At 45.1% G+C, this 20,829-nt stretch carries 22 protein-coding genes; 7 read left to right on the forward strand and 15 right to left on the reverse strand.

What is annotated here, in order from left to right; genetic code table 11:
• Positions 1–68: 68 nt before the first annotated feature.
• On the forward strand, positions 69–989 hold the full coding sequence (gene dcm / locus CSUNSWCD_RS05130) for a DNA (cytosine-5-)-methyltransferase (RefSeq protein ID WP_009494770.1): 921 nt from the start codon (positions 69–71) through the stop codon (positions 987–989).
• Positions 982–2,100 carry a hypothetical protein gene (locus CSUNSWCD_RS05135; protein WP_009494771.1) on the forward strand — a complete coding sequence of 373 codons (1,119 nt, stop codon included), beginning with the start codon at positions 982–984 and terminating at the stop codon, positions 2,098–2,100. The genes dcm and CSUNSWCD_RS05135 overlap by 8 nt, the downstream gene beginning before the upstream one ends.
• Positions 2,101–2,126: 26 nt before the next feature.
• Here CSUNSWCD_RS05135 and CSUNSWCD_RS05140 read toward each other — a convergent pair whose 3' ends face one another.
• The 6 genes from CSUNSWCD_RS05140 to CSUNSWCD_RS05160 all read right to left on the reverse strand — a co-directional run bounded on the left by CSUNSWCD_RS05140 (position 2,127) and on the right by CSUNSWCD_RS05160 (position 6,810).
• Entirely contained in the window at positions 2,127–2,363 is a 237-nt protein-coding gene (locus CSUNSWCD_RS05140; protein WP_009494772.1) for a bifunctional hydroxymethylpyrimidine kinase/phosphomethylpyrimidine kinase, read from the reverse strand.
• A gap of 227 nt (positions 2,364–2,590) precedes the next feature.
• A complete protein-coding gene (locus CSUNSWCD_RS05145) occupies positions 2,591–3,736 on the reverse strand; it encodes an iron-containing alcohol dehydrogenase (protein WP_009494773.1) in 1,146 nt (381 codons plus the stop codon).
• A gap of 79 nt (positions 3,737–3,815) precedes the next feature.
• Positions 3,816–3,944, reverse strand: a complete 129-nt coding sequence (locus CSUNSWCD_RS11880) for a hypothetical protein (RefSeq protein WP_002943393.1) — start codon at positions 3,942–3,944, stop codon at positions 3,816–3,818.
• A gap of 8 nt (positions 3,945–3,952) precedes the next feature.
• On the reverse strand, positions 3,953–5,071 hold the full coding sequence (locus CSUNSWCD_RS05150) for a cytochrome d ubiquinol oxidase subunit II (RefSeq protein ID WP_009494774.1): 1,119 nt from the start codon (positions 5,069–5,071) through the stop codon (positions 3,953–3,955).
• Positions 5,064–6,593, reverse strand: coding sequence for a cytochrome ubiquinol oxidase subunit I (locus CSUNSWCD_RS05155; RefSeq protein WP_009494775.1), 1,530 nt, complete (start codon positions 6,591–6,593; stop codon positions 5,064–5,066). Before CSUNSWCD_RS05155 ends, CSUNSWCD_RS05150 begins: the two co-directional genes overlap by 8 nt.
• A gap of 1 nt (position 6,594) precedes the next feature.
• Positions 6,595–6,810, reverse strand: coding sequence for a DUF4492 domain-containing protein (locus CSUNSWCD_RS05160; protein ID WP_009494776.1), 216 nt, complete (start codon positions 6,808–6,810; stop codon positions 6,595–6,597).
• A 132-nt stretch (positions 6,811–6,942) separates the two neighbouring features.
• Between CSUNSWCD_RS05160 and CSUNSWCD_RS05165 the strand changes: the two genes are divergently transcribed.
• A complete protein-coding gene (locus CSUNSWCD_RS05165) occupies positions 6,943–8,607 on the forward strand; it encodes a CTP synthase (protein WP_009494777.1) in 1,665 nt (554 codons plus the stop codon).
• Here CSUNSWCD_RS05165 and CSUNSWCD_RS05170 read toward each other — a convergent pair.
• The 4 genes from CSUNSWCD_RS05170 to CSUNSWCD_RS05185 are packed head-to-tail and all read right to left on the reverse strand — an operon-like array spanning position 8,523 to position 12,366.
• Positions 8,523–9,431, reverse strand: a complete 909-nt coding sequence (locus CSUNSWCD_RS05170) for an ATP-grasp domain-containing protein (protein ID WP_167536553.1) — start codon at positions 9,429–9,431, stop codon at positions 8,523–8,525. The genes CSUNSWCD_RS05165 and CSUNSWCD_RS05170 overlap by 85 nt on opposite strands.
• A 3-nt stretch (positions 9,432–9,434) precedes the next feature.
• Positions 9,435–10,208: an ABC transporter ATP-binding protein gene (locus CSUNSWCD_RS05175; RefSeq protein WP_009494778.1), complete on the reverse strand. Its 774-nt coding sequence runs from the start codon at positions 10,206–10,208 to the stop codon at positions 9,435–9,437.
• A complete protein-coding gene (locus tag CSUNSWCD_RS05180) occupies positions 10,202–11,257 on the reverse strand; it encodes a FecCD family ABC transporter permease (protein WP_009494779.1) in 1,056 nt (351 codons plus the stop codon). Before CSUNSWCD_RS05180 ends, CSUNSWCD_RS05175 begins: the two co-directional genes overlap by 7 nt.
• Positions 11,254–12,366, reverse strand: a complete 1,113-nt coding sequence (locus CSUNSWCD_RS05185) for an ABC transporter substrate-binding protein (protein WP_009494780.1) — start codon at positions 12,364–12,366, stop codon at positions 11,254–11,256. The genes CSUNSWCD_RS05180 and CSUNSWCD_RS05185 overlap by 4 nt, the downstream gene beginning before the upstream one ends.
• Before the next feature lie 175 nt (positions 12,367–12,541).
• On the opposite strand from CSUNSWCD_RS05185, the gene CSUNSWCD_RS11420 reads away from it, so the two are divergent.
• The 4 genes from CSUNSWCD_RS11420 (at position 12,542) to CSUNSWCD_RS05200 (ending at position 15,969) form a co-directional block, all read left to right on the forward strand.
• Complete coding sequence (locus CSUNSWCD_RS11420) at positions 12,542–12,694, forward strand: hypothetical protein (RefSeq protein WP_009494781.1); 153 nt, start codon at positions 12,542–12,544, stop codon at positions 12,692–12,694.
• Positions 12,684–14,255, forward strand: coding sequence for a single-stranded-DNA-specific exonuclease RecJ (recJ, locus tag CSUNSWCD_RS05190; RefSeq protein ID WP_009494782.1), 1,572 nt, complete (start codon positions 12,684–12,686; stop codon positions 14,253–14,255). Before CSUNSWCD_RS11420 ends, recJ begins: the two co-directional genes overlap by 11 nt.
• 573 nt (positions 14,256–14,828) lie before the next feature.
• Positions 14,829–15,020, forward strand: coding sequence for a hypothetical protein (locus CSUNSWCD_RS11425; protein ID WP_009494783.1), 192 nt, complete (start codon positions 14,829–14,831; stop codon positions 15,018–15,020).
• Between the two features lie 7 nt (positions 15,021–15,027).
• Positions 15,028–15,969, forward strand: a complete 942-nt coding sequence (locus tag CSUNSWCD_RS05200) for a TonB-dependent receptor domain-containing protein (protein WP_009494784.1) — start codon at positions 15,028–15,030, stop codon at positions 15,967–15,969.
• A gap of 277 nt (positions 15,970–16,246) precedes the next feature.
• Here CSUNSWCD_RS05200 and CSUNSWCD_RS05205 read toward each other — a convergent pair whose 3' ends face one another.
• From CSUNSWCD_RS05205 to CSUNSWCD_RS05225, 5 genes are all read right to left on the reverse strand, one after another.
• Positions 16,247–16,465: a hypothetical protein gene (locus tag CSUNSWCD_RS05205; protein WP_009494786.1), complete on the reverse strand. Its 219-nt coding sequence runs from the start codon at positions 16,463–16,465 to the stop codon at positions 16,247–16,249.
• A gap of 172 nt (positions 16,466–16,637) precedes the next feature.
• Positions 16,638–17,270 (reverse strand): protein-L-isoaspartate(D-aspartate) O-methyltransferase, encoded by a 633-nt coding sequence (locus tag CSUNSWCD_RS05210; protein ID WP_009494788.1) that lies wholly within the window; start codon positions 17,268–17,270, stop codon positions 16,638–16,640.
• On the reverse strand, positions 17,267–18,037 hold the full coding sequence (locus tag CSUNSWCD_RS05215) for a carbon-nitrogen hydrolase family protein (RefSeq protein WP_009494789.1): 771 nt from the start codon (positions 18,035–18,037) through the stop codon (positions 17,267–17,269). Before CSUNSWCD_RS05215 ends, CSUNSWCD_RS05210 begins: the two co-directional genes overlap by 4 nt.
• Positions 18,024–19,046: a ribonucleotide-diphosphate reductase subunit beta gene (locus tag CSUNSWCD_RS05220; protein ID WP_009494790.1), complete on the reverse strand. Its 1,023-nt coding sequence runs from the start codon at positions 19,044–19,046 to the stop codon at positions 18,024–18,026. Before CSUNSWCD_RS05220 ends, CSUNSWCD_RS05215 begins: the two co-directional genes overlap by 14 nt.
• Before the next feature lie 149 nt (positions 19,047–19,195).
• A complete protein-coding gene (locus CSUNSWCD_RS05225) occupies positions 19,196–20,827 on the reverse strand; it encodes a flagellar hook-basal body complex protein (RefSeq protein WP_009494791.1) in 1,632 nt (543 codons plus the stop codon).
• Between the last annotated feature and the right edge of the window lie 2 nt (positions 20,828–20,829).

Raw genomic sequence — 20,829 nt, forward strand, 5'->3', positions numbered from 1 at the left:
TTTAGATTAAATTTAAAGGATATTTTTGAAACATAAATTTACTTATATAGACCTTTTTGCAGGAGTTGGTGGCTTCTCTTTTGCACTTAAGTCAATGGGGGGGGGTAGCAAGCTGTTTATATGCTAGTGAAATAGATAAATTTGCATCCATCACATATACACTAAATCACAACCTTACTCCGTTTGGTGATATAACAAAACAAGAGACAAAAGATAAAATCCCAAAAAATTTTGATATTTTGTGCGGTGGTTTCCCTTGTCAAGCTTTTTCGATCGCTGGTTATCAAAAAGGTTTTGATGATGCCCGAGGAACGCTGTTTTTTGAAATTTTATCAATCGCAAAAAAACATAAGCCTAAAGTCTTATTTTTAGAAAATGTCAAAAATTTAAAAAATCACGACAACGGCAACACTTTTAAAGTAATAAAAAATTCTCTTGAAAGCATAGGCTACTATGTTTATAGCGATGTTTTAAATTCTGCTACACACGCAAATATCCCACAAAATAGAGAGAGAATTTTTATAGTTGCATTTAATAAAAACAAAGTTAAAAACTATGAAAAATTTACATTTCCAAAGCCTATAAAACTAACAAAAAAGATAAAAGAGATCATTTTAAAAGAAAAACAGGATGATTATTTTTACTACACACCAGAGAAAAACAAATTTTATGCCGAGTTAAATGACGCTATAAAAAATCAAGACACATTGTATCAATGGCGTAGGCACTACGTTAGAGAAAACAAGTCAAATTTGTGTCCAACTTTAACCGCAAATATGGGAACAGGTGGGCATAACGTCCCTTTACTAAGAGATAAATTTGGCATAAGAAAACTTACTCCGATCGAGTGTTTTAAATTTCAAGGATTTCAAAACATTATTTTGCCAGATATTGCTATATCAAAACTTTATATACAAGCTGGAAATAGCGTAACAATACCTCTTATAAAAAGAATAGCAGAACAAATTATAAAGGTCTTAGATGATTAATTTTGCCGACAAAGATATAAAAGACAATGGAGAGTATTTAAATTTGTTATCCATTATGGCTTCACTATCTAGACTTTTTAGTGAAAGCGAAACTCCTTTTATATATTACAGATTTGCCGAAAATGTATTTTGTAAATGTTTTAATGCTCATAATTTGAGCAGAAGTGATACAGCATTTGATGCCAAAATAGACACTCTTGGCATTGGACTAAAAACTTTTACATTCACTTCTAATTCTTCTTTAGAAAAAGTTGCAGAGTTTAATGCTTTATCAAGAGAGTTTGATGATCTAAATCCTGACGAGTTAGCATTTAAACTATCAAATTTTAGAAATGACCGCATAAATTTAGCCAAACGAACATATGAAATAGACGATGCCTTGTATCATATCGTGGCTAGAACGAATGGTAAGCTTGTATTTTTTGAAACCGACTACGATGAAATAGATATTTCAAATTTACAAGATATCAAAAGTACAAAAAGTGGCATAAAATTTAGTGACGGTATAAACGAGTATAGCTTTAACAGATCAAAAAGCACACTTTTAAGAAATTTTAGCATTCCAGATAATGCATACAAAAAAGACATAGAGATTATTGATGATGTCTATTCTTTACTCTCAAAGCTAGGTCAGATAAACTTAACACCTTCTAAAAGAGCAGGGATTGACTACATTGTATTGCCTCTTTATTCTATAAAAAATGGTAGAAAAATTATTTTTGAAAGAAGTAGTTTAAATCAATGGAATGCTGGTGGTAGAGCAAGAGACATCAATGAAATGTATATAAATTATCCAGCTAAAGCAAGAGAAATAAACGAAAACTTTTTTCCACCAAGGGATCAAGAATTTATCCTTCAAACACCTACTGGAGAAAATTTACGTGCAAAAATTTGTCAAGATAATAATAAAGCCTTAATGACAAATCCAAATAAGGCTATCAGCGACTGGCTTTTGAGAAAAGTTTTAAAGCTTGACGAGGGAGAACTAGCAACTTATGAAAGACTGGAAATTTTAGGATTTGATAGTGTTATTGTTTATAAACAAGATAACCTTTATAGCATAGATATAATGCCACTTGGTTCATATGAGAAATTTATAAATTTGTTTTAAAACCAGCTAGAAACTAGCTGGTAAATTTACTTTGCTCCGTGCCAAAGAAGGCGGTTTTTGCCTAGCTTTGTGTCGATACTCTCTTTTATAATGGAGCAGATATACTCTTTTGAAAGCCCTATGGCTTCCTCTAGGCTCTTGCCCTTTGCTAGGTAGCAAGCAAGTGCCGTTGAGAAAGTGCAACCAGTCCCACTCATCACAAGCGGACTAGCAAGCGGGGTTTTGCTAAATTCTAGCGCGATTTTTATCGTTAAAAGCCTCAAATTTACTTTGGCTAGGCGCGTCTAATCCAATGCGCCGCAATATCGGAATAGTGAGATTTGCTGCGGACTGTCCGCAGGCTGTGACCCAGCACACCTTTTTTGTTACCTCCGCTTATCTTTTTACGCGCCGAGCGATAGTGAAGTAAAAAATCAAACTATAAATTCACGATATAATCGCAAATTTACGAAATTTCGCAAAAGATGTCAGTTGGTAAATTTGATCAAATTTACTTCGCCAGCTCAAAAATCTCTTTGATATTTTCCTTCGTGTAGAGCTTATCTTTGCGCCAGTTTGCCGCGTAGTCATAGGCTAAATTTACCACCTCCTCTAGCGTTTCGCCCTCTATGCCGACGGCTTTTAGGCTAACTGGAGCTCCGATTTTGCTAAGCCACGCTTTAAATGCTGCGATGCCTTCGTCGGCTGAGCTTGCGCCAAAAATTTCCCGCGCAAAACGCTCGAAAGCACTCAAATTTCGGCTCTTATACCACTTCATCCACGCAGGCATTATGACTGCTAGACCCGCTCCGTGCGCGCAGTTTACGACCGCGCTCATGGCGTGCTCGAGCATGTGGTTTGGGTAGGAGTAGCCGTGCGTACCGACGTAGGTTAGGCCGTTTAGCGCCATCGTCGCCGCCCAGGCAAACTCGGCTCTAGCGTCGTAGTTGTCGGGACCAGCTAGTAAAATTTCAGTCGTTTTCATCACGGTTTTGATGTTGGCTTCGATGTAGAGGTTGATGATATCAGGCTGCACTTTAGCCGTGAAGTATCCCTCGATGCTGTGCGCGATGATATCGGCGGCGGAGTAGACTAGGTACTCACGGCTAACGCTTGCTTGTAGCTTAAGATTTACGACAGAGACTAGCGGATAGAGGACATCGCCGTGGATGGCGAATTTTTGTTTTGTAGCTTCGTTTGTCACGACCGCACCCGAGTTCATCTCGCTGCCCGTCGCCGCAAGAGTTATGATGTCAAAGATTTTTAGCGCGCGACTCGGGTCTTTGCCCGTGAAAAAGTCCCACACGTCGCCCTCGTACAGCACGCCCGCGGCGATGGCTTTGGCGCTATCTAGACAGGAGCCTCCGCCTACGCTTAGCACGCTATCGGCGTTAAATTTCCTAGCTAGCTCGATGCCTTCGTAAACTTTGCTTAGCACGGGGTTGCTAACCACGCCGCCAAGCTCTATAAACTCGATGCCGTTTTCTTTTAGGCTAGCTGCTACTGTGTCAAAGAGTCCGTCTTTTTTGATGCGTTCGCTGCCGTAGATCAGTAGGGTTCTTTTAGCGTCAAATTTACGCATATAAAGCCCGATATTTTGCTCTTTGTCTCTGCCGAATTCTATTCTTGTGGGGTTGTGAAAAGTGAAGTCAAACATCTCGTTCTCCTTAAAATTTTAGCCTCATTATAGCGACAAAAGCTAAAATTTAAGTAGAACGAGATTTGCGGATTAGCGCTTATTCGCGCAAATTTCCAAAGTATTTGTCGTCGTTTTTCTCGACGTGTTTGATGTTAAAATGGACGAATTTATATCCGCCAAAAAGCGCCAAAACCCAAAGAAAAAGAAAAACTATCGCTTCTATCATTTTTATCCTTAATATGCGTGATGATCGTGCTTGATCTCGCCTGCGGTGATCTTTTTGCTATCCATCGCGCGCCAAACGACGAAAATATAGCCCAAAACAAACGGCACTAGCAGGCTCACGTAGGCCATGACGTTTAGCGTGTAGTGGCTAGAGCTTGCGTTTTTGATCGTGAGCGAGCTTTGCAAATTTGAAAACGACGGGTAAAATGCCGTGTCCGCAAGCCCGGCTATCAAAAATAGTCCAGTAACCGTTAGCACTACGCCCGCGCCGTAAGGTACTACGCCGTAGATGCTGGTCGTAAACGCACCCTTAAATATACCAAAAAGCACGAGTACGACGCCTATAACTATCATAGCTGCAACAAGCGGCATCTGGAGTAAATTTAGAGCGTATTTAAAGCCAACTAAGCTCACTACGCCGCTCTCGTCGTATGCAAAACCGGCTTTGGTAAATACCCAAGCGATGAATATCAAGAAGAACGGTAAAAAGAAAATCGTATTTTTTAGCGCCGCTTTTCTGGCGTTGGCTCTGATCTCGGCATCGCCTATATTGTTGATGAGGTAGAGCGCTCCGCCCACGCGAGCTAGGAAAAACATCGCGATACCTAGAGGATAGAGCATGATATTGCCCAGCGCTTCAAGTCCGCGAAACGGCGTTTGCCACTGTACGAAGTTGTGCTCGTTTAGTAAAAAATCGCTTCCCGAAAAAAACGTGCTAACGGCCATGCCGATTAAAATAACGCCGAGAGAGCCGTTTATGAAAAGGAAAATTTCATATGTTTTTTGACCTAGGAAGTTGTCCGGTTTTTTGCGGTACTCGTAGCTCACGGCTTGGAGAATAAAGCAAAACAAAATCGCCAGCCACACCCAGTACGCACCGCCGAAGCTTGTCGCGTAAAACAGTGGGAATGCCGCAAAGCACGCGCCGCCAAACATTACGAGCGTGGTAAACGTAAGCTCCCATTTGCGTCCGATAGAATTTATCACCATGTCCTTTTGCAGTTCGTTTTTGCAAAGCCCAAAAAGTAGTGTCTGCCCGCCCTGAACGAACATCATAAACACTAGCAAACCGCCTAGCAAGCTAACTACGCACCACCAGTAAATTTGTAAAAATTCTAAACTAAGCATGGTTTTCAAATCCTATTTTTATTTGTTTTAGCATGATTTTTATCTCGGCTATGAGTAGGGCCGTGAAAAGCACTGCAAATAGTATAAACGAAATTTTGACGTTTGTGCTTGATAAATTCGTCGCCCCCACGCCCACGGTCATGAGATCTTGCACGACCCAAGGCTGACGACCGACTTCGGCTACTATCCAGCCTGCCTCGATAGCTACGTAGCCAAGCGGTATCGTAAATACACAAATCCAGAGCAACTTTTTGAAATTTTCGATATTGTTCGCCATGCAAAGATAAAGCACGACGAAAAATAGCGCTAAAAAGTAGGTGCCAAGCGCAACCATCACGTGGAAGCTATAAAACGTTAAGCCAACAGGCGGCACGGCGCTTTCCGGGGATTTTAGGTATCCGTAGCCTAGAAATTTCATATTTTGAGCCAGAGTTTGCTCGGCTTGTTCCATCGCGGCTTTATCGCCCGATTTTTTAGCGGCGTTGTAGCTAGCTAGCGCGCTAACGGCTAGCGAGCCTTTGGACATTTTGCTTGCGACGCTCTCTATGCCGTGAGTTTCATTGCCATACACTAGATCGTCTATGCCGGGCGTAAAGTTATTAAACCCTCTTGTGGCCATAACTCCGAGCGCGTAAGGAAATTTTATCTCGAGCAAGAACGGATCTTTGTCGTCGCCAGGTTTTTTAGAGGGATCTAGCACGCCCATAGCGACTAGACCGGCGTTTGTTTCGCCTTTATAAAGGCCTTCCATCGCGGCTAGTTTCATAGGCTGGGTGCGCGCGACCTGATATGCACTCTCGTCGCCGCTAAACATCAAAAACAGCGACGTAACGAGGCCGAAGCTTGCCGCTACGATGATGGATTTTTTAGCCATGATTAGGTGGCGTCCTTTCAGGATAAACCACGCTGAAATTCCTATCACGAAAAGCGCGCTAGCGACGTAGCCGCTAGTAACGGTGTGTAAAAATTTGATAATGCCAACGGGGCTAAGAGCAACCTCGAAGAAATTTTCCATTTCCATTCTTGCGGTTGCTGGGTTAAATTTCATGCCTATTGGATACTGCATCCAGCCGTTTGCGATGAGGATCCAAAGCGCGCTCAAATTTGAACCGATAGCCACGAGCCAGGTCGAGATGAGGTGAAATTTCTTGCTAACCTTATCCCAGCCAAAAAACATAACGGCAAAGAACGTTGCCTCCATAAAGAACGCGAGTATACCCTCGATAGCCAGCGGCGCGCCGAATATATCACCGACAAACCAACTGTAGTTCGCCCAGTTGGTGCCGAACTCAAATTCCATTATGATACCTGTAGCCACGCCGATAGCGAAGTTTATACCGAAGAGTTTTAGCCAAAATTTGGTGATTTTTAGCCACTGCTCGTTGCCGGTTTTGACGTAAATACTCTCCATAATGGCGATAATAAAGCTAAGTCCCAGCGTAAGCGGAACAAACAAAAAGTGGTAAATCGCGGTGAGCGCAAACTGCGCCCTAGACCAATCGACCGAAGCGATTTCAGACATTTTATTCCTTTGTCAAATTTGAGATGACGAAGTCGGCTTTAGCCTCGTCGCTCTTAAATTTTGAATTTAAACTTTCATCAAAGATAAATACTTTTAAAACCCCGAACATTATAAGTAGCTTGATGGCTATCACGAGCCACAGGCTCTTTCCAAGCTTCATATTTCTAAAGCCGTCTATATACAAAGACGAGATGTTTTTAATATATTTTTTAATCATAACTTAACATATTACAGAAATTTAACTTAAAATATTATTTTAAAGTTTTGATTTTATAAAATTATTTATGTCCTCAAGCGTTTATAAATTTTAAATAAGGTATAATCTCGCTAAAAATTTAAAAGGCGCGATATGCAAAAAAATCTAAACGAAACAAAGTATATTTTTATAACGGGCGGCGTATTAAGCTCGCTAGGTAAGGGCATCGCGGCGGCTTCTATCGCCACGCTTCTTAAAAATACAGGCTTAAAAGTAAGCATGCTAAAGGCCGACCCATACATCAACGTAGATCCCGGCACCATGAGTCCGCTCGAGCACGGCGAGGTTTTCGTCACCGACGACGGCGCGGAGACGGATCTGGATCTGGGGCACTATGAGAGATTTTTAGACGAGAGCCTAAGCCAGGATAATAACTTCACCACCGGCCGCGTTTATAGCTCCGTCATCGAAAAAGAGCGCAGGGGCGACTATCTGGGCAAAACGATCCAAGTCATCCCGCACATCGTAGGCGAGATAGTTGATCGCATCAAAAAAGCTGGCGAGGGTCGCGACGTACTGATCGTTGAAATCGGCGGCACGGTAGGCGACATCGAGGGCTTACCGTTTTTGGAGGCTATCCGCGCCCTTCGCATCGAGGTCGGCCGCAAACGCGCGATGAATATCCACCTAACTCTCGTGCCCTTTATCAAGGTTGCAGGCGAGCTAAAAACCAAACCGACTCAGCACAGCGTCGGTGAGCTGCGCCGTATCGGCATTAGCCCAGATATGATCATCTGCCGCGCCGAGCAGCCGCTAAACCGCGAGCTAAAGGATAAAATAGCCGCCAGCTGCGGCGTAGAGCGCAACTGCGTCATCGAGAGTATAGATTCGGCCAGCATCTATCAGGTGCCTCTCGCGTTTTATAACCAAGATATTTTAACCCCGATCGCCGAAATTTTAAATTTGGGCGAACTAAAGCTTGATATGCGCAACTGGGACAGCCTAGTTAAGCGCATCATCGCACCGACGAAAGAGACCACGATAGCGTTCGTGGGTAAATACGTCGACCTCAAAGAGAGCTACAAGAGCCTGACCGAGAGTATCATCCACGCGGGCGCGAGTCTTGATGCGAGGGTAAATTTAAAGTGGATAGATAGCGAAAAAATTGAGCCTTCAAACGTAGAGGAGCTGCTAAAAGACGTGGGCGGCGTGCTAGTTGCCGGTGGATTTGGCGAGCGCGGCGTGAGCGGCAAGATCGAAGCGATCAAATACGCTCGCGAAAACGGCGTGCCGTATCTTGGCATTTGCCTAGGTATGCAGCTAGCGCTCATCGAGTTTGCCCGCAATGTACTAAAGCTCGAGGACGCAAATTCGGTCGAATTTAAGCCCGAGTGCGTAAATCCTATCATCTATCTCATCGATAGTTTCATCGACGCGCACGGCCAGACGCAGATCCGCACGCACCAAAGCCCGGTCGGCGGCACGATGAGGCTTGGCGCTTATGCTTGCGACGTGAAGCCTGGCTCGCTACTATCTCAAATTTACGGCGGCGCTAAAAGCGTCAAAGAGCGCCACCGCCACCGCTACGAGGCAAATCCGAAATACAGAGCCGAATTTGAAGCAAACGGCCTGATAGTTAGCGGCGAGAGCGACGGACTGATCGAGGCCGTCGAGCTTAGTCCGCCTGCGGCGGGTGCTAAAAACTCGCATCCGTGGTTTGTCGGCGTGCAGTTTCATCCTGAATTCACGAGCCGCCTAACAAACCCAAATCCCGTAGTTTTGGGCTTTATCAAAGCTAGCTTAGGAAACCCGAAATAAGAAAATTTATCCAGGATTACTTTTACGAATTTTTCGGTAGAGTTTTTGCCGTAGCTAAAATAAAGACTAGGCTCGATAAGCTCAACTTCGTTGATTAAAATTTTATCTTTTGCGCCGATTAGATCTATCCTTGCGTAGACGGGATTAAAGGCAAGCCTAGCTAAAACGTCTCGCGCGACGTTTAGAAAGGCTGCAGTCGGCTCTACCGAGCTAATTTTAACGCCGAAATTCGAGTTTGCTCTATAATCCTCGCTAGCAGGCGAGCGGCGTACGGCGTGAGAAAAAACGCCGCCTAAAAATATCAAGCAAATTTCGCCGCTAACGGTGATCTCTTCGATAAAAGGCTGAAGCAAAGCCCCGTTTTTATATTCGCTTAAATTTGATATTTCGTCGATTTTAGCTACGCCGTTGCCACTCTGTCCGACGAGCGGCTTTATCACGCCGCTCGGGCAAATTCGCCTTAGCTCTTCTATATTTTCGTCGCCGTTTAAAAGCGTGCTAGGGATCACGGGAAGTCCTAAGGCTTCAAGTTCTAAGAGGTATTTTTTCGATAAATTCCAGCGCACGATCTCGGCACCGTTTATTATCTTCGCTCCGCTTTTTTCAAGCTCGCTCAAAAACGATAAAAATTTAGCCACGTCTAGGCTGTAATCCCAAGTCGCAAGCGGTAAAATCAAAGAATCTTCGTCTAGCGAACCGACGTCTAAATTTTGCCACGGCACTATCTCGCACTGTGCGCCGCCGTCGCTAAACGTGCGGCTTAAATTTCGCAAATCCTCGTTGCCCTTTGCGTAAGCAAGGCAACTTAAGATAAAAACCCTCACGTGCTACTCTACCCCAAACGCTGACTTTGCGACTACGGCCGGTACGCCGGCATCGTCGTAAAAAATATCCACGTTTACTTTATAAAGCTCTTGTATTAGCTCTTTAGTTATAGTTTTTTTAGCTTCGCCTTTGGCTTTTATCTTGCCGTCGCTTAGCAGCAACACCTCGTCGCTAAACTGCGACGCCAGCGATAGATCGTGCAGTATCATTACGGTGGTTATGTCGTGCTCGCGCGTAAATTTCCTAACGCAGTCCAAAAGTACGCATTGATGGTGCATATCAAGAGCTGAAACAGGCTCGTCCAAAAGTAAAATTTTAGGCTTTTTGATAAGCACGGAGGCAAACATCACCATCTGGCGCTGACCGCCTGAGAGCTGCATCACGTCGCGACCTGCTAGGTGTAAAATCCCTAGTTTTTTCATTATCTCTATGGCCGAGTTTATTTGCTCGTCTTTTAGATAAAGCCCGAGACTATCCATAAGCCCTAGCAAAACGACCTCAAGAGCCGTTAAACTCGCGTCTACGTAGCTATCTTGGGGCATGTAGCCGATTTTCTTTTTCCACGAGAAATGGTTTTTGAAATTTAACCTCTCGTCGCCGAATTTAATCTCGCCCTCATAGCCCATCTCGCCGAAAATCGCGCTTATGAGCGTAGTTTTGCCTGCGCCGTTAGGCCCTAGTACGGAGTAAACCTTGCCTTCTTCAAAGCTAGCGTTTACGGCATCTGCCGTGCAAAGCGAGCCGCGGTATATCGTTAAATTCTTAAGCTCTAGCATACGTTTTTCCTTGAAAGGATGATCCAGAAGAAAAACGGCACGCCCACAAACGCCGTGATAATGCCGACCGGAAAGAGTCCGCCCGGATTTATAACCTTAGAAAGTACCGAAGCTATCGATAAAAACGCCGCACCGACGAAGATAGTAGTAGGCAGGAAAAATCTCTGATCCTCGCCGACTAAATTTCTAGCGATATGCGGAGCGACCAGGCCGATAAAGCCTATAACGCCGACGAAGCTAATAACCGTAGCCGTCATAACCGAAACTATAAGCAAAATTTTAATCCTAAGGGCGGATAAATTTACGCCCATGCTTTTGGCTCGCTCTTCGCCCAGTTTCAAAGCCGTTAGCGCCCAAGTATTTAGCATCAGTAGCGAAATGCATACGACCGTTACGACCGTAGCGACGGCTAGCGTACTCCATTTAGCCTTTTGGAGGCTACCGAACAGCCAAAACAAAATCGCCTGCGAAATCTCGGGCGCGGACAAAAACTGCACCAAAGAGAGCATAGACTGAAACAAAAACAAAAGTGCGATACCGACCAAAACCAAAGTAGCCGACCCAAATCGCCTCATCATCGAAAACAAAAACAGTATAGACGCCGCTAACATCGTCATGATAAACGCACCGATAGGCACGGCGTAAATTTGAGGTAGTCCAAACGAACCAAACGCCATCACCAGCGATGCGCCAAATCCCGCCGCCGCGGCAAGTCCCAGCGTATAGGGGCTTGCCATAGGGTTGTTTAAAAGCGTCTGTATTTCTGCGCCGCCCGCTCCCAAAGCCGCGCCTACGACTAAAGCCATAAGCGCTACGGGAAGCCTGATATCGTAAACGATGTGGTATAAAAATTTATCCTGCTCGCCGCCTAAAATCGGCTGTAAAAGTGTATCTACGACTTCTCTTGGCGAGAGCATCGCAGGCCCGGTACCGATATCAAACACCATCGATACAAGACCCACGGCTATAAAGCTCAAGATGATGATTAAGCGTTTAAATTCGCGCTTTCTATGAGCCTTTACGACCTCTTCGGAACTTATTTTATTCATTTTTCGTCCGCTTGGATGGCTATAGTACCGACGGGAACGACAGGTAAGTACTTTTTATGAAAATCAACGTAGGTCTTTATCGGATCTACGTCTTTAAAAAGCTGCGGATACAAAGCTTTTGCGATATATTGCACCATCGCCATATCCGCAAGCGTTCTTGACGCACCCATATATAGGCCGTATAGGCGGTTATTTTTGATAGCCGGAAGCTCCGACCAACCGACGCGTTTTTTAAATCCGTCCAGTCTTTTTAACGCTTCGGCTTTATCTATGTTTATGCCCATCACCATCGCAGTCGGTTCTTTTTTTAGTTCGGTTTCGCGGCCTGTTATCATTATAACGTCGGGTTTTGCGGCTATGACTTGCTCGGCGTTGATGGGCGCCCACTGCTCGACTAGATCGGCTGCGATATTATCTCCGCCGGCTAAATCTATCAGCGAACCCCACATATCTTTACCGTAAGTTATCCCTGTGTCGTCAGGACCGCCGCGGCCGAATTCTATATAAATTTTAGGTTTAGGCAAATTTGCTTTTGCGATGCGGTCGCCCACTTCTTTTACGGTGTCTTCGTATAGTTTAGAGATCTCGTCCGCTCTTTTTTCCTCGCCTAAAATTTCGCCTAAAATTTTAGTGCTTTTTACGTGAAGCTCAACCTTCTCACGGTTATAATCAAGCACGACTATCGGGATATTTAGATCGGTTAGGGGCTTTAAATCAGGCTCTAACACGTTATACTGCCAAGATGCGAGTATTAGCAAATCGGGTTTTAGAGAGATAACTTTTTCTACCGAGAACGTACCAACCTCTACCTCGCCGAAGTCCGCAAGCTTATTTAGCTGCGGTAGGGCTTTGCTATATAGATCCCAGCTAGCAGGCGTCCAGTCTGTCCAAACCTCTTTTGAAAAGCCTACGACTTTATCTAAAGCCTTAGTGCCGCCGACGGCTAAAAAGTCGGTGTAGTAAAAACCCAAAGCTATGCGTTTAACGGGCAAATTTACCTTTACTTCGCGACCCAAGACGTCTTTTATGACCTTAGTTTCGGCCGCCGCTTGGGTTGCTGAAAATACCGCAAAAAGTACTAATAGCGCTTTTAAAAAAGTTTTTTTCATATCGTTCCTTTTTGTTGAAATGAGAGCTTAATAATACAAAAATGCATCTTAACCTAGGTTTAAATATAATAATTAAAATCATTTCAAATATAATTTCGACTCGTTTAAAATTATAAGAAATTAAATTTCAAAAAGCTATAATTTGCGCATTAGAAAATAAAAAAGAAGGAAAAAGATGAAATTTGAACCAAAATTTAGCCTTTTTTGCGGCGTTGCGGGAGTAAATTTGACTCCAGAGGCGAGCGAAAATTTAGGCAAAAACGGTGGCAAGGCGGCGAAATTTGACGGCGAGGCTTACGCAAAAGCCCGTCAAAACGATGTTGAATAAGGAAAAAATAAAGGAATTACTGAATCAAAGATTTGAAAAGGATATCCACAAAAAACTTTCAGAAATTCCTACGCCTGATGCGTTAAAGGATGTATTTAAGGGTGCCGAGCGCATAAAACGCGCGATCGAGCGAAACGAAAAGATCGTCATCGTCGGCGACTACGACGTGGACGGCGTGATCGCCAGCGTCATAATGGCCGAATTTTTCGATGATTTGGGCGTTAGCGAGTATTTCGTGCGTATCCCAAACCGCTTTAGCGACGGATATGGGCTAAATCCGCAAATCGTCGAGGAGATTGCGGATGCCAGCCTCATCGTGACCGTAGACAACGGTATCTCGGCAAACGACGCGGCTCAAATTTGCAAACAAAAAGGCATCGATCTCATCATCACCGATCACCACATGCCCCCAGACGTCCTGCCCGAGGCCTACGCGATCATAAATCCAAAGCAAAAGGATTGTCCTTTCCCAAACGTCGAAATTTGCGGCGCTCAGGTTGCGTGGTATCTAGTGGGCGCGCTAAAAGACGTGTGCCGTATCAACTACGATATGGGTAAATTTCTCGACCTCCTTGCTATCGCGATAATCGCCGACATGATGGAGCTTCGCGACCTAAACCGCATCCTGGTAAAGCTTGGCGTAAACCGCCTAAACAGCTCGCGCAGGCCTGCATTTACCGCGATAAAGCAGCTTTACGGCAAGGATAAATTTGAGTGCGACGACATCAGCTTTCTCATCGCGCCGCTCATAAACTCCTCGGGCCGTATGGACGATGCGAGCGTATCTTTTGAGTTTTTGCGCGCCAAAAATTTAGACCGCGCCTGCGAATGCCTCGACACCATCGTGAGCTTTAACAACTCGCGCAAGGAGGAGGAGCGCACGCTTTTTGAGTGCTCGTTAAAGGATGTGCGCGAGGACGAACACATCATCGTGACCTGGGGCAGGGGCTGGCACGAGGGCGTCATCGGTATCGTCGCATCGCGTCTGGCAAAGCAGTTTAAAAAGCCCGCCATCGTCTTTAGCATCGACGAAAACCGCGCCAAAGGTAGCGCTAGAAGCGTTGGCAAGCTAGACATCCTCTCGCTCATCGCTAGCCACGAAAATTTACTCGTGGGCTACGGCGGGCACAAGGGAGCGGCCGGCATCGTGATAGATCCGGCAAATTTAGAAGCGTTTAAAAACGCGATAAATAGCTCGTGTATGCTGATGGATTTGCACGAATTTAGTGCGTTTGACGAGCCTCTGGGCGAGATAGAGGCGGGCGAGGTGGACTTTGAACTGCTTGAAATTTTGGAGCATTTCGAGCCCTACGGACAGAAAAATCCTCGCCCGCTCTTTGAGATCAAATCCGCCGTCGTCAAAAACAAAAAACTAATCGGCAGGGAGCAAAATCACCTAAAGCTCATCCTGCAAAAAGACGGCAAGTGCCTCGAGGCGCTGTTTTTTAACTTCACTCGCGAGCCGCATGCGGGCGAGAGTATCGATCTTGTTTTTTCGGTGTCGAAAAACTCGTTTCGCGGACTGGTTACGCCGCAACTACTGGTAAAAGAGATATCGTAAATTCGGCTCGCTATGGCAGGATTTTGGATTAAATTTAGGGATTTTTCGGCGGTAATTTTATGGTTAAATCTAAACAAATAAAAAATAAATCTAGCAAAAAGAAAACTATTTTTAGTCAGTTAAGAATCTATGATATTTTATTTTATACGTTTATCGCTATCGTCATTGTTATCTTCTATATCATTAGCACGTTTACTCATAACAAGAAAAAGATAGTCTGCGAAGAACAGCCGCCCGAAGTCATTCTGGGGGCGCTCATAGAAGGTACGCCAGACTCGATAAGAGAGGCAATGAAAAAGGTAAACTGTAGAGAAGTATACGGGCATTCTCGCCATAAAAGATTTTTCTCAAGAAGAATGCGCTAAATAAATTTAAGTGGATTTTTATCCGCGACTTCGCCCTACTATTTATCGGTTTTAAAAGATTTTGATATAAATTTTCCTGCGTAGTTTTAGCACTACATCCAAATTTGGTTTTGTTACTTTTTAAAACATAATAGTAACTATCCCGTTTGCGCGAGCTTAAGCTAAAGAGGGTCAAATTTATTTCATCTCAAAATCAGACTACGCCGCAGTGCGTGAATATTTTGCGTCAAAGCCGGACACGGGACGCGGCAAGGGATACAGCATCAGCCACCCGATACGCGATATGTACGGCTTTAAGCTAGAAGGCGAGCTAAATTTCGACAATCTAACAAGCTATCTTGGCGCTGGGTACTCTGAGGATGTATTTAAGTGGAGAGGCCGCCGGAGCCGGCGTATCTAAAGCTGAAATGGACGCAGCCGTATCAAAGCCGCACGCAAAAGAGCGCAAGGTAACGTATAAAACGATATATACTCAAAACGAATACGTCCTAGAAAACGACTATGGGCTTTTTGGCGGACTTAGGCTGGACGCGGGCGAGAGAAAACTGTTAAAAACGCATAAGAGCAGGAAAGAAAATTTAATCTCCGGTTTTTTCAGATATGAAAAATATCTACAAAATTTAACTCTCTACGCAGGTCTAGGGCATGCACAAAGACTGCCTGATCACTGGGAAACAAATAAGGACGCGAACTTAGAACTACGTAAAGAAAGAAATACTCAGCTGGATTTTGGCGCCGTGCTAAAAGATAAAAACTACGAACTAAACGCAAATTTCTTCGTCTCAAAGATGGATGATTATATCATGCTAAAATATAATCCTATGGGCATGTCCTCAGACGCCTTTAATACCGACGCCCTGCTATACGGCGGCGAGATCGAGGGCACTACGCTACTAGCCGATATGTTTAGGCTGGGGGCGGGAGTATCCTACGTCTACGGTAAAGTAACTAAAAATGCAGGAGGCCTAAAAGACGGCGACGCGCTGCCTAAGGTTTCGCCTCTAGCGTTTAAACTAAGCGCGGGGCTAGAAAAGCCCGACTGGTTCGTTAAAGCTGACTTCTACGCTAACGCGTCGCAAAACCGCGCGCAAAAAGGCTACGGCGACGTGGGCGGCATGGACCTGGGCAAGAGCGATAGCTTTTGGACGCTGGGGCTAAGCGCAGGCTATAAATACAAAAATTATCAATTTTTGCTAGCGGCGGAAAACCTAAACGACGCCAAATATGCCTATCATAACTCAAAAGGCGGCTATGGCGGCGGTATCGCAGGCTACGAGACTATCCCGAACGGCACGAGGCTTTATGAGCCGGGCAGAAGCTTTTGGGCGAAATTTAAGGTGCATTTTTAGGGCGTAACTCAGTTAAATTCGGCGCGGTTCGGATTTGGATTATTTTCTCTCGAGACTGCGCCGAATTTATGCTAATATTAAATTTGCCGCGTTGGGATTTCGGCGATACTTTGTTTGTTTTTGCGGGTTTTTAAAATTAAAGTCAAATTTAACCAAAGCGAGCATTAAATTTGGCAAATTTGGAAATTTTTATAGTGAGGTAAAGAAATAAATTTAAAAATGGCGGAGTATATAAGTAGAAAATTTTGATAGAAATTTCGGGGAAATCCCCCGAAATTTAAGCTCTTTTATCTTCCAAGCGATTTAAAACGGGTTTTAAAAACTCGTCAAATTCGTCTTGCGTTAGCACTCTTTTGCCTAGTTTTTCCTTGCACTCTTTGCCAAGCTCGCAAAGCACCTCGCGGTTTGCGATGCTTTGAGCCTTGCCGTGTCTTGCTAGCACCGTGTTTAGCTCGTGTTCCTCTGAGAAATTAACCAACTCGCGATCTGTTGCCATTTTAGCTCCTTTGCTGAGAATTTGTATGGTGATTATACAGTTTTAGGTTTAACGTATGGCTAAATTTGCAGGGTAGGCGAGTTAATTCGGTACTAAAAAGCGACGTTAAATTTGAGTAGTTAAATTTAACGCGCTGCTTTTTAAGCTGTAGCGTCAAATTTGACGACCTGCGCTACTCTATCCCGCCTAAAAGCGGCACAAATAAGCACTCGTCAAGCGCTTTTTGCGTTATCTCGCCGCGAGCGCCCTTTGTAAATTTGACGATAAACTGTTTGCCGTCTTTTTTGATAGGAGCTACTAAAATACCGCCGTTTTTTAGCTGGTTAAAAAGCGGCGGCGGTACCTGCTGCGCCGCCGCCGAGAGCAAGATTCTGTCGTATGGCGCGTAGCTTTTCCAGCCGACGTTTCCATCGTCAAATCGCACGTGGACGTTGTGAATTTTAAGCGCCTCAAAGCGTTTTTTGGCTTCGCTTGCGAGCTTTTCTATGCGTTCGACGCTAAAAACCCTGTGCGCCAAATGCGATAAAATCGCTGCCTGATAGCCGCTACCGCAGCCGATTTCTAGGGCGTTGTCGATATCTTCAGCCTCAAGCGCCAGCGTCATTTTGGCGACCGTTAGCGGCGAGCTGATCCATTGATTGCCGCCGATTGGCTGGGCGTCTAGGCTGTACGCGTGGCGCGTGACGGGCGCAAAGATCTCGCGCGGCGTGTCGCAAAGAGCCTTGTAAAGCGAGGGCGTCAGAGTGAGTATATCGCCGATCTCATCGGCCATGTTTGTGCATTTTGATTTTTCAAGAGCGGTCATAAAATCCCCAAATTTCGTTTGGCTTCAAGGATCAAATTTGCGTCAAATTTAGTCTCTTTCGCAAATTCGCCGCTTGGCAAAAACACGCCCGAAAACTCTAAATCAAGCGAACTTGCGGCTACGACGTAGCAGCTGTTAGCAAGCGCTAAGGCCTTGCAAAGCGTAAGATATGCGTCCTCTCGCGCCTTGCCCCACATGGCGGGCACTAGGATGACGTCGCATCCCTTTAGTTGCTGCCAAAGATGGGCAAATCTAAGCTCAAAGCAAATGAGAACGCCGATTTTTAGACCCTTAAAATCAAACGACTTTATCGCAGACTCGTCGCCTGCAGCGAAAATTTCATGCTCTAAATTCGGGCGAAAAAGCTTTGATTTGTTTTGCGCGTAAAAGACGTTTTGGCTGTTTAGCAGGATAAATTCGTTGTAAATTTCATTTTTTTGCGCCTGCGTGATTGAAATTTGCGCTAGACCTTTGGCGCGGTTTAGGCTCGTTAGATGCGTGAGTCCGAGAAATTTATCAGGGCTCAGCGCTTCTTGTAGCGCTTCAAAAAGTATAGCGTCAAAGCTGCCGATTGAGCCGCCCAGCATAGCGCGGTTTGCGCCGCTAAAAAATCCGTCGAAATCATACCCGCTCACGCATAGCTCGCTGGCTAAGATGATGGAATTTCTGGGTGCTGCGGCGATTTTTTCTAGCAGTTCGTCTTGTCTTTGCTGGCAGGTCGGCGCACTTAGGACGATAGGGCATAAATTTGGACTAAAAGTCGTCAAAGCTGATGCTTCCCTTGCTGTAGTTTGTCACCTTTGCTTCAAAGAAATTTGACTTTTGGTCGTTAAATTTCGCAAAGTCATCGACCCATTTGATCGGGTGAGCGACGTTATACTTGCGTTTTAGGCCGATCGCAACTAGACGCTGGTCGATAAGATAGTGGATATACTGCTCGATGATATCGTCTGTAAAGCCCATTATTTGGTTTTGGGTGATGTATTTGCCCCATTTTATCTCTAAATTTCCAGCTTTTTCAAACATATCATAAATTTTCGCCTCAGTCTCAGGCGTGAAAAGGTCAGGCCTTTCCTTGCGGACTGAATTTATCATGTTTTGAAACAAAAGCAGGTGCGTGATCTCGTCACGTTGGATAAAGCGGATCATCTGCGCCGAGCCTAGCATCTTGCCAGCACGTGCTAGAGCGTAGATCGCTGTAAAACCGCTGTAAAAGTAGATGCCCTCTAAAATTTGGTTTGCCACCATCGCAAGAAGCAGCTTCTCGTCAGTCACCTCGCCTGCAAGCTCCTCGTAGACGCTTGAGATGTAGTCATTTTTCTCGCGCAATACGTCGTCGTGCTTCTCCATCTCGTAAATGAGGTCGGTGTTGTCACAGATCGCCTCGACCATTACAGCGTAAGACTTGCTGTGGTTGGCCTCTTCGTAGGCTTGGCGGCTTAGCACGGCGTTGATCTCTGGTGCGGTGATGTAAGGGTTGATGTTATCTGCTAGGTTGTTTGTCTGAAAGCTATCCATCGAGATGAGCTGGCTCCAGACGAGGTCGTACATGCGTTTTTCAGCCTCTGTGAGGTTGTAGGCGTAGTCGCGCACGTCGTCGGTGGTGTCGACCTCTTTTGGAAACCAGGTGTTTGCCTCCATGAGGTCCCAAAGCTTTAACGCCCACTCGTATTTTGCCTTGGTGAAATTTAAAATGCCGTGTGGGTTGCCGTTAAAGACTCTTCTGTCGGTCAAATTTTCATTTGAACTTGGGTTGTAGATTCTTTTTCGGTTCATAATTTTTTTCTTTATTAGGTAAATTCTCGGGGCTGATTTTAGCTAAAAAATTATTTAGATATCTTGAAGTAGACTATTTTATCGCGTTAAATTTGGCTTTACGGATGCAGCTAAAATTAAAAAACCCGCGTCAAATTCGCGGGTTAAATTTAGCGTTTTAGCTCGATTGCGCGTTGGAGCATTTCGTTGCTAGTCGTTATGCTCTTGGCGTTAGCGTCGTAGGCCTTTTGCGTGACGATGACCTCAGTTAGAGCCTGCGCTAGATCGACGTTTGACTGTTCTAGCGTACTGCTAGCCAGTTTGGCGCCGTAGATACTTTTGCCGCCTGCGTCTTTGTAGAAAAAGGCCGCACCGGAATTCGCGCTTTGCGAATAGATATTATCGCCCATTTTTGCAAGACCTTGCTCGTTTTGGAAGTGATAGAGAGCGACTTTGCCGATGGAGCGGACTTGGCCGTTTGTAAACTGCGCCAAGATATTTCCCGAATCGTTAGTGTAATAATCCTTTAAAATACCCTCGCGTACGCCGTCTTGCGCGATCGAGACACTTTTTGCTTGAGACGTGCTAGTGACGCCTGAGTAAATTTGACCCGCAGCCACAGGAGTGCCGAAGTCTAGCTTGATTTGCGAGCCGTTATTATCTAGAGCGCTTAAAGTAGAGCTAACAAGCCTACCTTCGTAATCAAAATTTAGCTCGCCGTTAGTATTTGAGACCACTGCGCCGCTTGCGTCTTTTACGATCGCCGCCGCATCCCAAACTGTACCGTTAGCGCCCTGAGGTATGCGTTTTGTTAGCGTTAGCTCAAGTTTATTTTTTGTGCCGTCTGCATTTAAAAGCTCGGTTACGAATTTTTCTTGATTTGCCGCTTCTTTAGTCGTGTTTATTTTTGCAGTCAAATTTGGGGCGGTCGTTAGGTCAAAATCCCTTTCAAATTTTTGACTTATGCTCCAGTTGCCGTTTTCGTCGATCGGAGCGCTAAATTCAGCCGTTTTGCCGTTCGCGTCGGTTGCCGTTACGGTTACTAGATCGCCTTTTCTAGGGCGGGTTATCGTATCGTCAGCCGTGACTCGTCCGCGTAAATTTATAGTTCTAGAGGGGTTATTTATGCTGCTATTATATGTAGCGTTATCGACTGGCAAAGTAACCGGCTCAGTTTTGAAAGACGAGTCGAGATTGCCTTTAAAAGTTACCTTCGACGTCGGTTTAGTCGGCAGATATAAAAACTCCGGTAGGCGAATCTTGCCCTGAGAGCCGATGTCGCCGACGTCAAGGTCGGTCGTATCGGCGCCTAGCGTGTAGGCCTGCGTGACGGCGGCTCGTCCGTTTACTCTACCGAAAGCCTCTATCGCGCCCTGACTTGGAGTTACCTGCGTTAGCGCATTTTGCGTTCCTAGTACGTAGTTGCCTTGATTTGTTACGAGATATCTTTCTTTATCGACGCCAAAGCTACCGGCGCGCGTATAGTAGGTACCGGAGCCGTTCGTTACGCCGAAAAATCCCTTGCCGCCGATCGCCATATCCAGGACGTTATCCGTTTTCATAAACGGGCCTTGCTTGTAAAAGCTAAGCGCCGTCGTCATGCCGGTGGCGCCGAGGCCGACTTGGTCTTGGGTAGGGTTGTTGCCCGCAGCAAAGGAGGTTTGATAAAAAATGCTCTTAAATTCCGGTATCGAAGCGGTAAAGCCGACGTTATTTATGTTGGCGATGTTGTTCGCCCATACGTCCATGCTAAACCCCTGGGTTCTGACGCCGCTAACGCCGTTATATAGGCTTCTTACCATGG

The organism is Campylobacter showae CSUNSWCD, assembly GCF_000313615.1.
In the GTDB taxonomy this organism is placed as follows: domain Bacteria; phylum Campylobacterota; class Campylobacteria; order Campylobacterales; family Campylobacteraceae; genus Campylobacter_A; species Campylobacter_A showae_A.

Excerpts from the sequence above, each read along its gene's own strand:
- CSUNSWCD_RS05135 (WP_009494771.1), top strand. The coding sequence starts at position 982 with ATGATTAATTTTGCCGACAAAGATATAAAAGACAATGGAGAGTATTTA.
- CSUNSWCD_RS05145 (WP_009494773.1), bottom strand. The coding sequence starts at position 3,736 with ATGTTTGACTTCACTTTTCACAACCCCACAAGAATAGAATTCGGCAGA.
- CSUNSWCD_RS11880 (WP_002943393.1), bottom strand. The coding sequence starts at position 3,944 with ATGATAGAAGCGATAGTTTTTCTTTTTCTTTGGGTTTTGGCGCTTTTT.
- CSUNSWCD_RS05150 (WP_009494774.1), bottom strand. The coding sequence starts at position 5,071 with ATGCTTAGTTTAGAATTTTTACAAATTTACTGGTGGTGCGTAGTTAGC.
- CSUNSWCD_RS05155 (WP_009494775.1), bottom strand. The coding sequence starts at position 6,593 with ATGTCTGAAATCGCTTCGGTCGATTGGTCTAGGGCGCAGTTTGCGCTC.
- CSUNSWCD_RS05160 (WP_009494776.1), bottom strand. The coding sequence starts at position 6,810 with ATGATTAAAAAATATATTAAAAACATCTCGTCTTTGTATATAGACGGC.
- CSUNSWCD_RS05165 (WP_009494777.1), top strand. The coding sequence starts at position 6,943 with ATGCAAAAAAATCTAAACGAAACAAAGTATATTTTTATAACGGGCGGC.
- CSUNSWCD_RS05175 (WP_009494778.1), bottom strand. The coding sequence starts at position 10,208 with ATGCTAGAGCTTAAGAATTTAACGATATACCGCGGCTCGCTTTGCACG.
- CSUNSWCD_RS05180 (WP_009494779.1), bottom strand. The coding sequence starts at position 11,257 with ATGAATAAAATAAGTTCCGAAGAGGTCGTAAAGGCTCATAGAAAGCGC.
- CSUNSWCD_RS05185 (WP_009494780.1), bottom strand. The coding sequence starts at position 12,366 with ATGAAAAAAACTTTTTTAAAAGCGCTATTAGTACTTTTTGCGGTATTT.
- CSUNSWCD_RS11420 (WP_009494781.1), top strand. The coding sequence starts at position 12,542 with ATGAAATTTGAACCAAAATTTAGCCTTTTTTGCGGCGTTGCGGGAGTA.
- recJ (WP_009494782.1), top strand. The coding sequence starts at position 12,684 with ATGTTGAATAAGGAAAAAATAAAGGAATTACTGAATCAAAGATTTGAA.
- CSUNSWCD_RS05200 (WP_009494784.1), top strand. The coding sequence starts at position 15,028 with ATGGACGCAGCCGTATCAAAGCCGCACGCAAAAGAGCGCAAGGTAACG.
- CSUNSWCD_RS05205 (WP_009494786.1), bottom strand. The coding sequence starts at position 16,465 with ATGGCAACAGATCGCGAGTTGGTTAATTTCTCAGAGGAACACGAGCTA.
- CSUNSWCD_RS05210 (WP_009494788.1), bottom strand. The coding sequence starts at position 17,270 with ATGACCGCTCTTGAAAAATCAAAATGCACAAACATGGCCGATGAGATC.
- CSUNSWCD_RS05220 (WP_009494790.1), bottom strand. The coding sequence starts at position 19,046 with ATGAACCGAAAAAGAATCTACAACCCAAGTTCAAATGAAAATTTGACC.
- CSUNSWCD_RS05225 (WP_009494791.1), bottom strand. The coding sequence starts at position 20,827 with ATGGTAAGAAGCCTATATAACGGCGTTAGCGGCGTCAGAACCCAGGGG.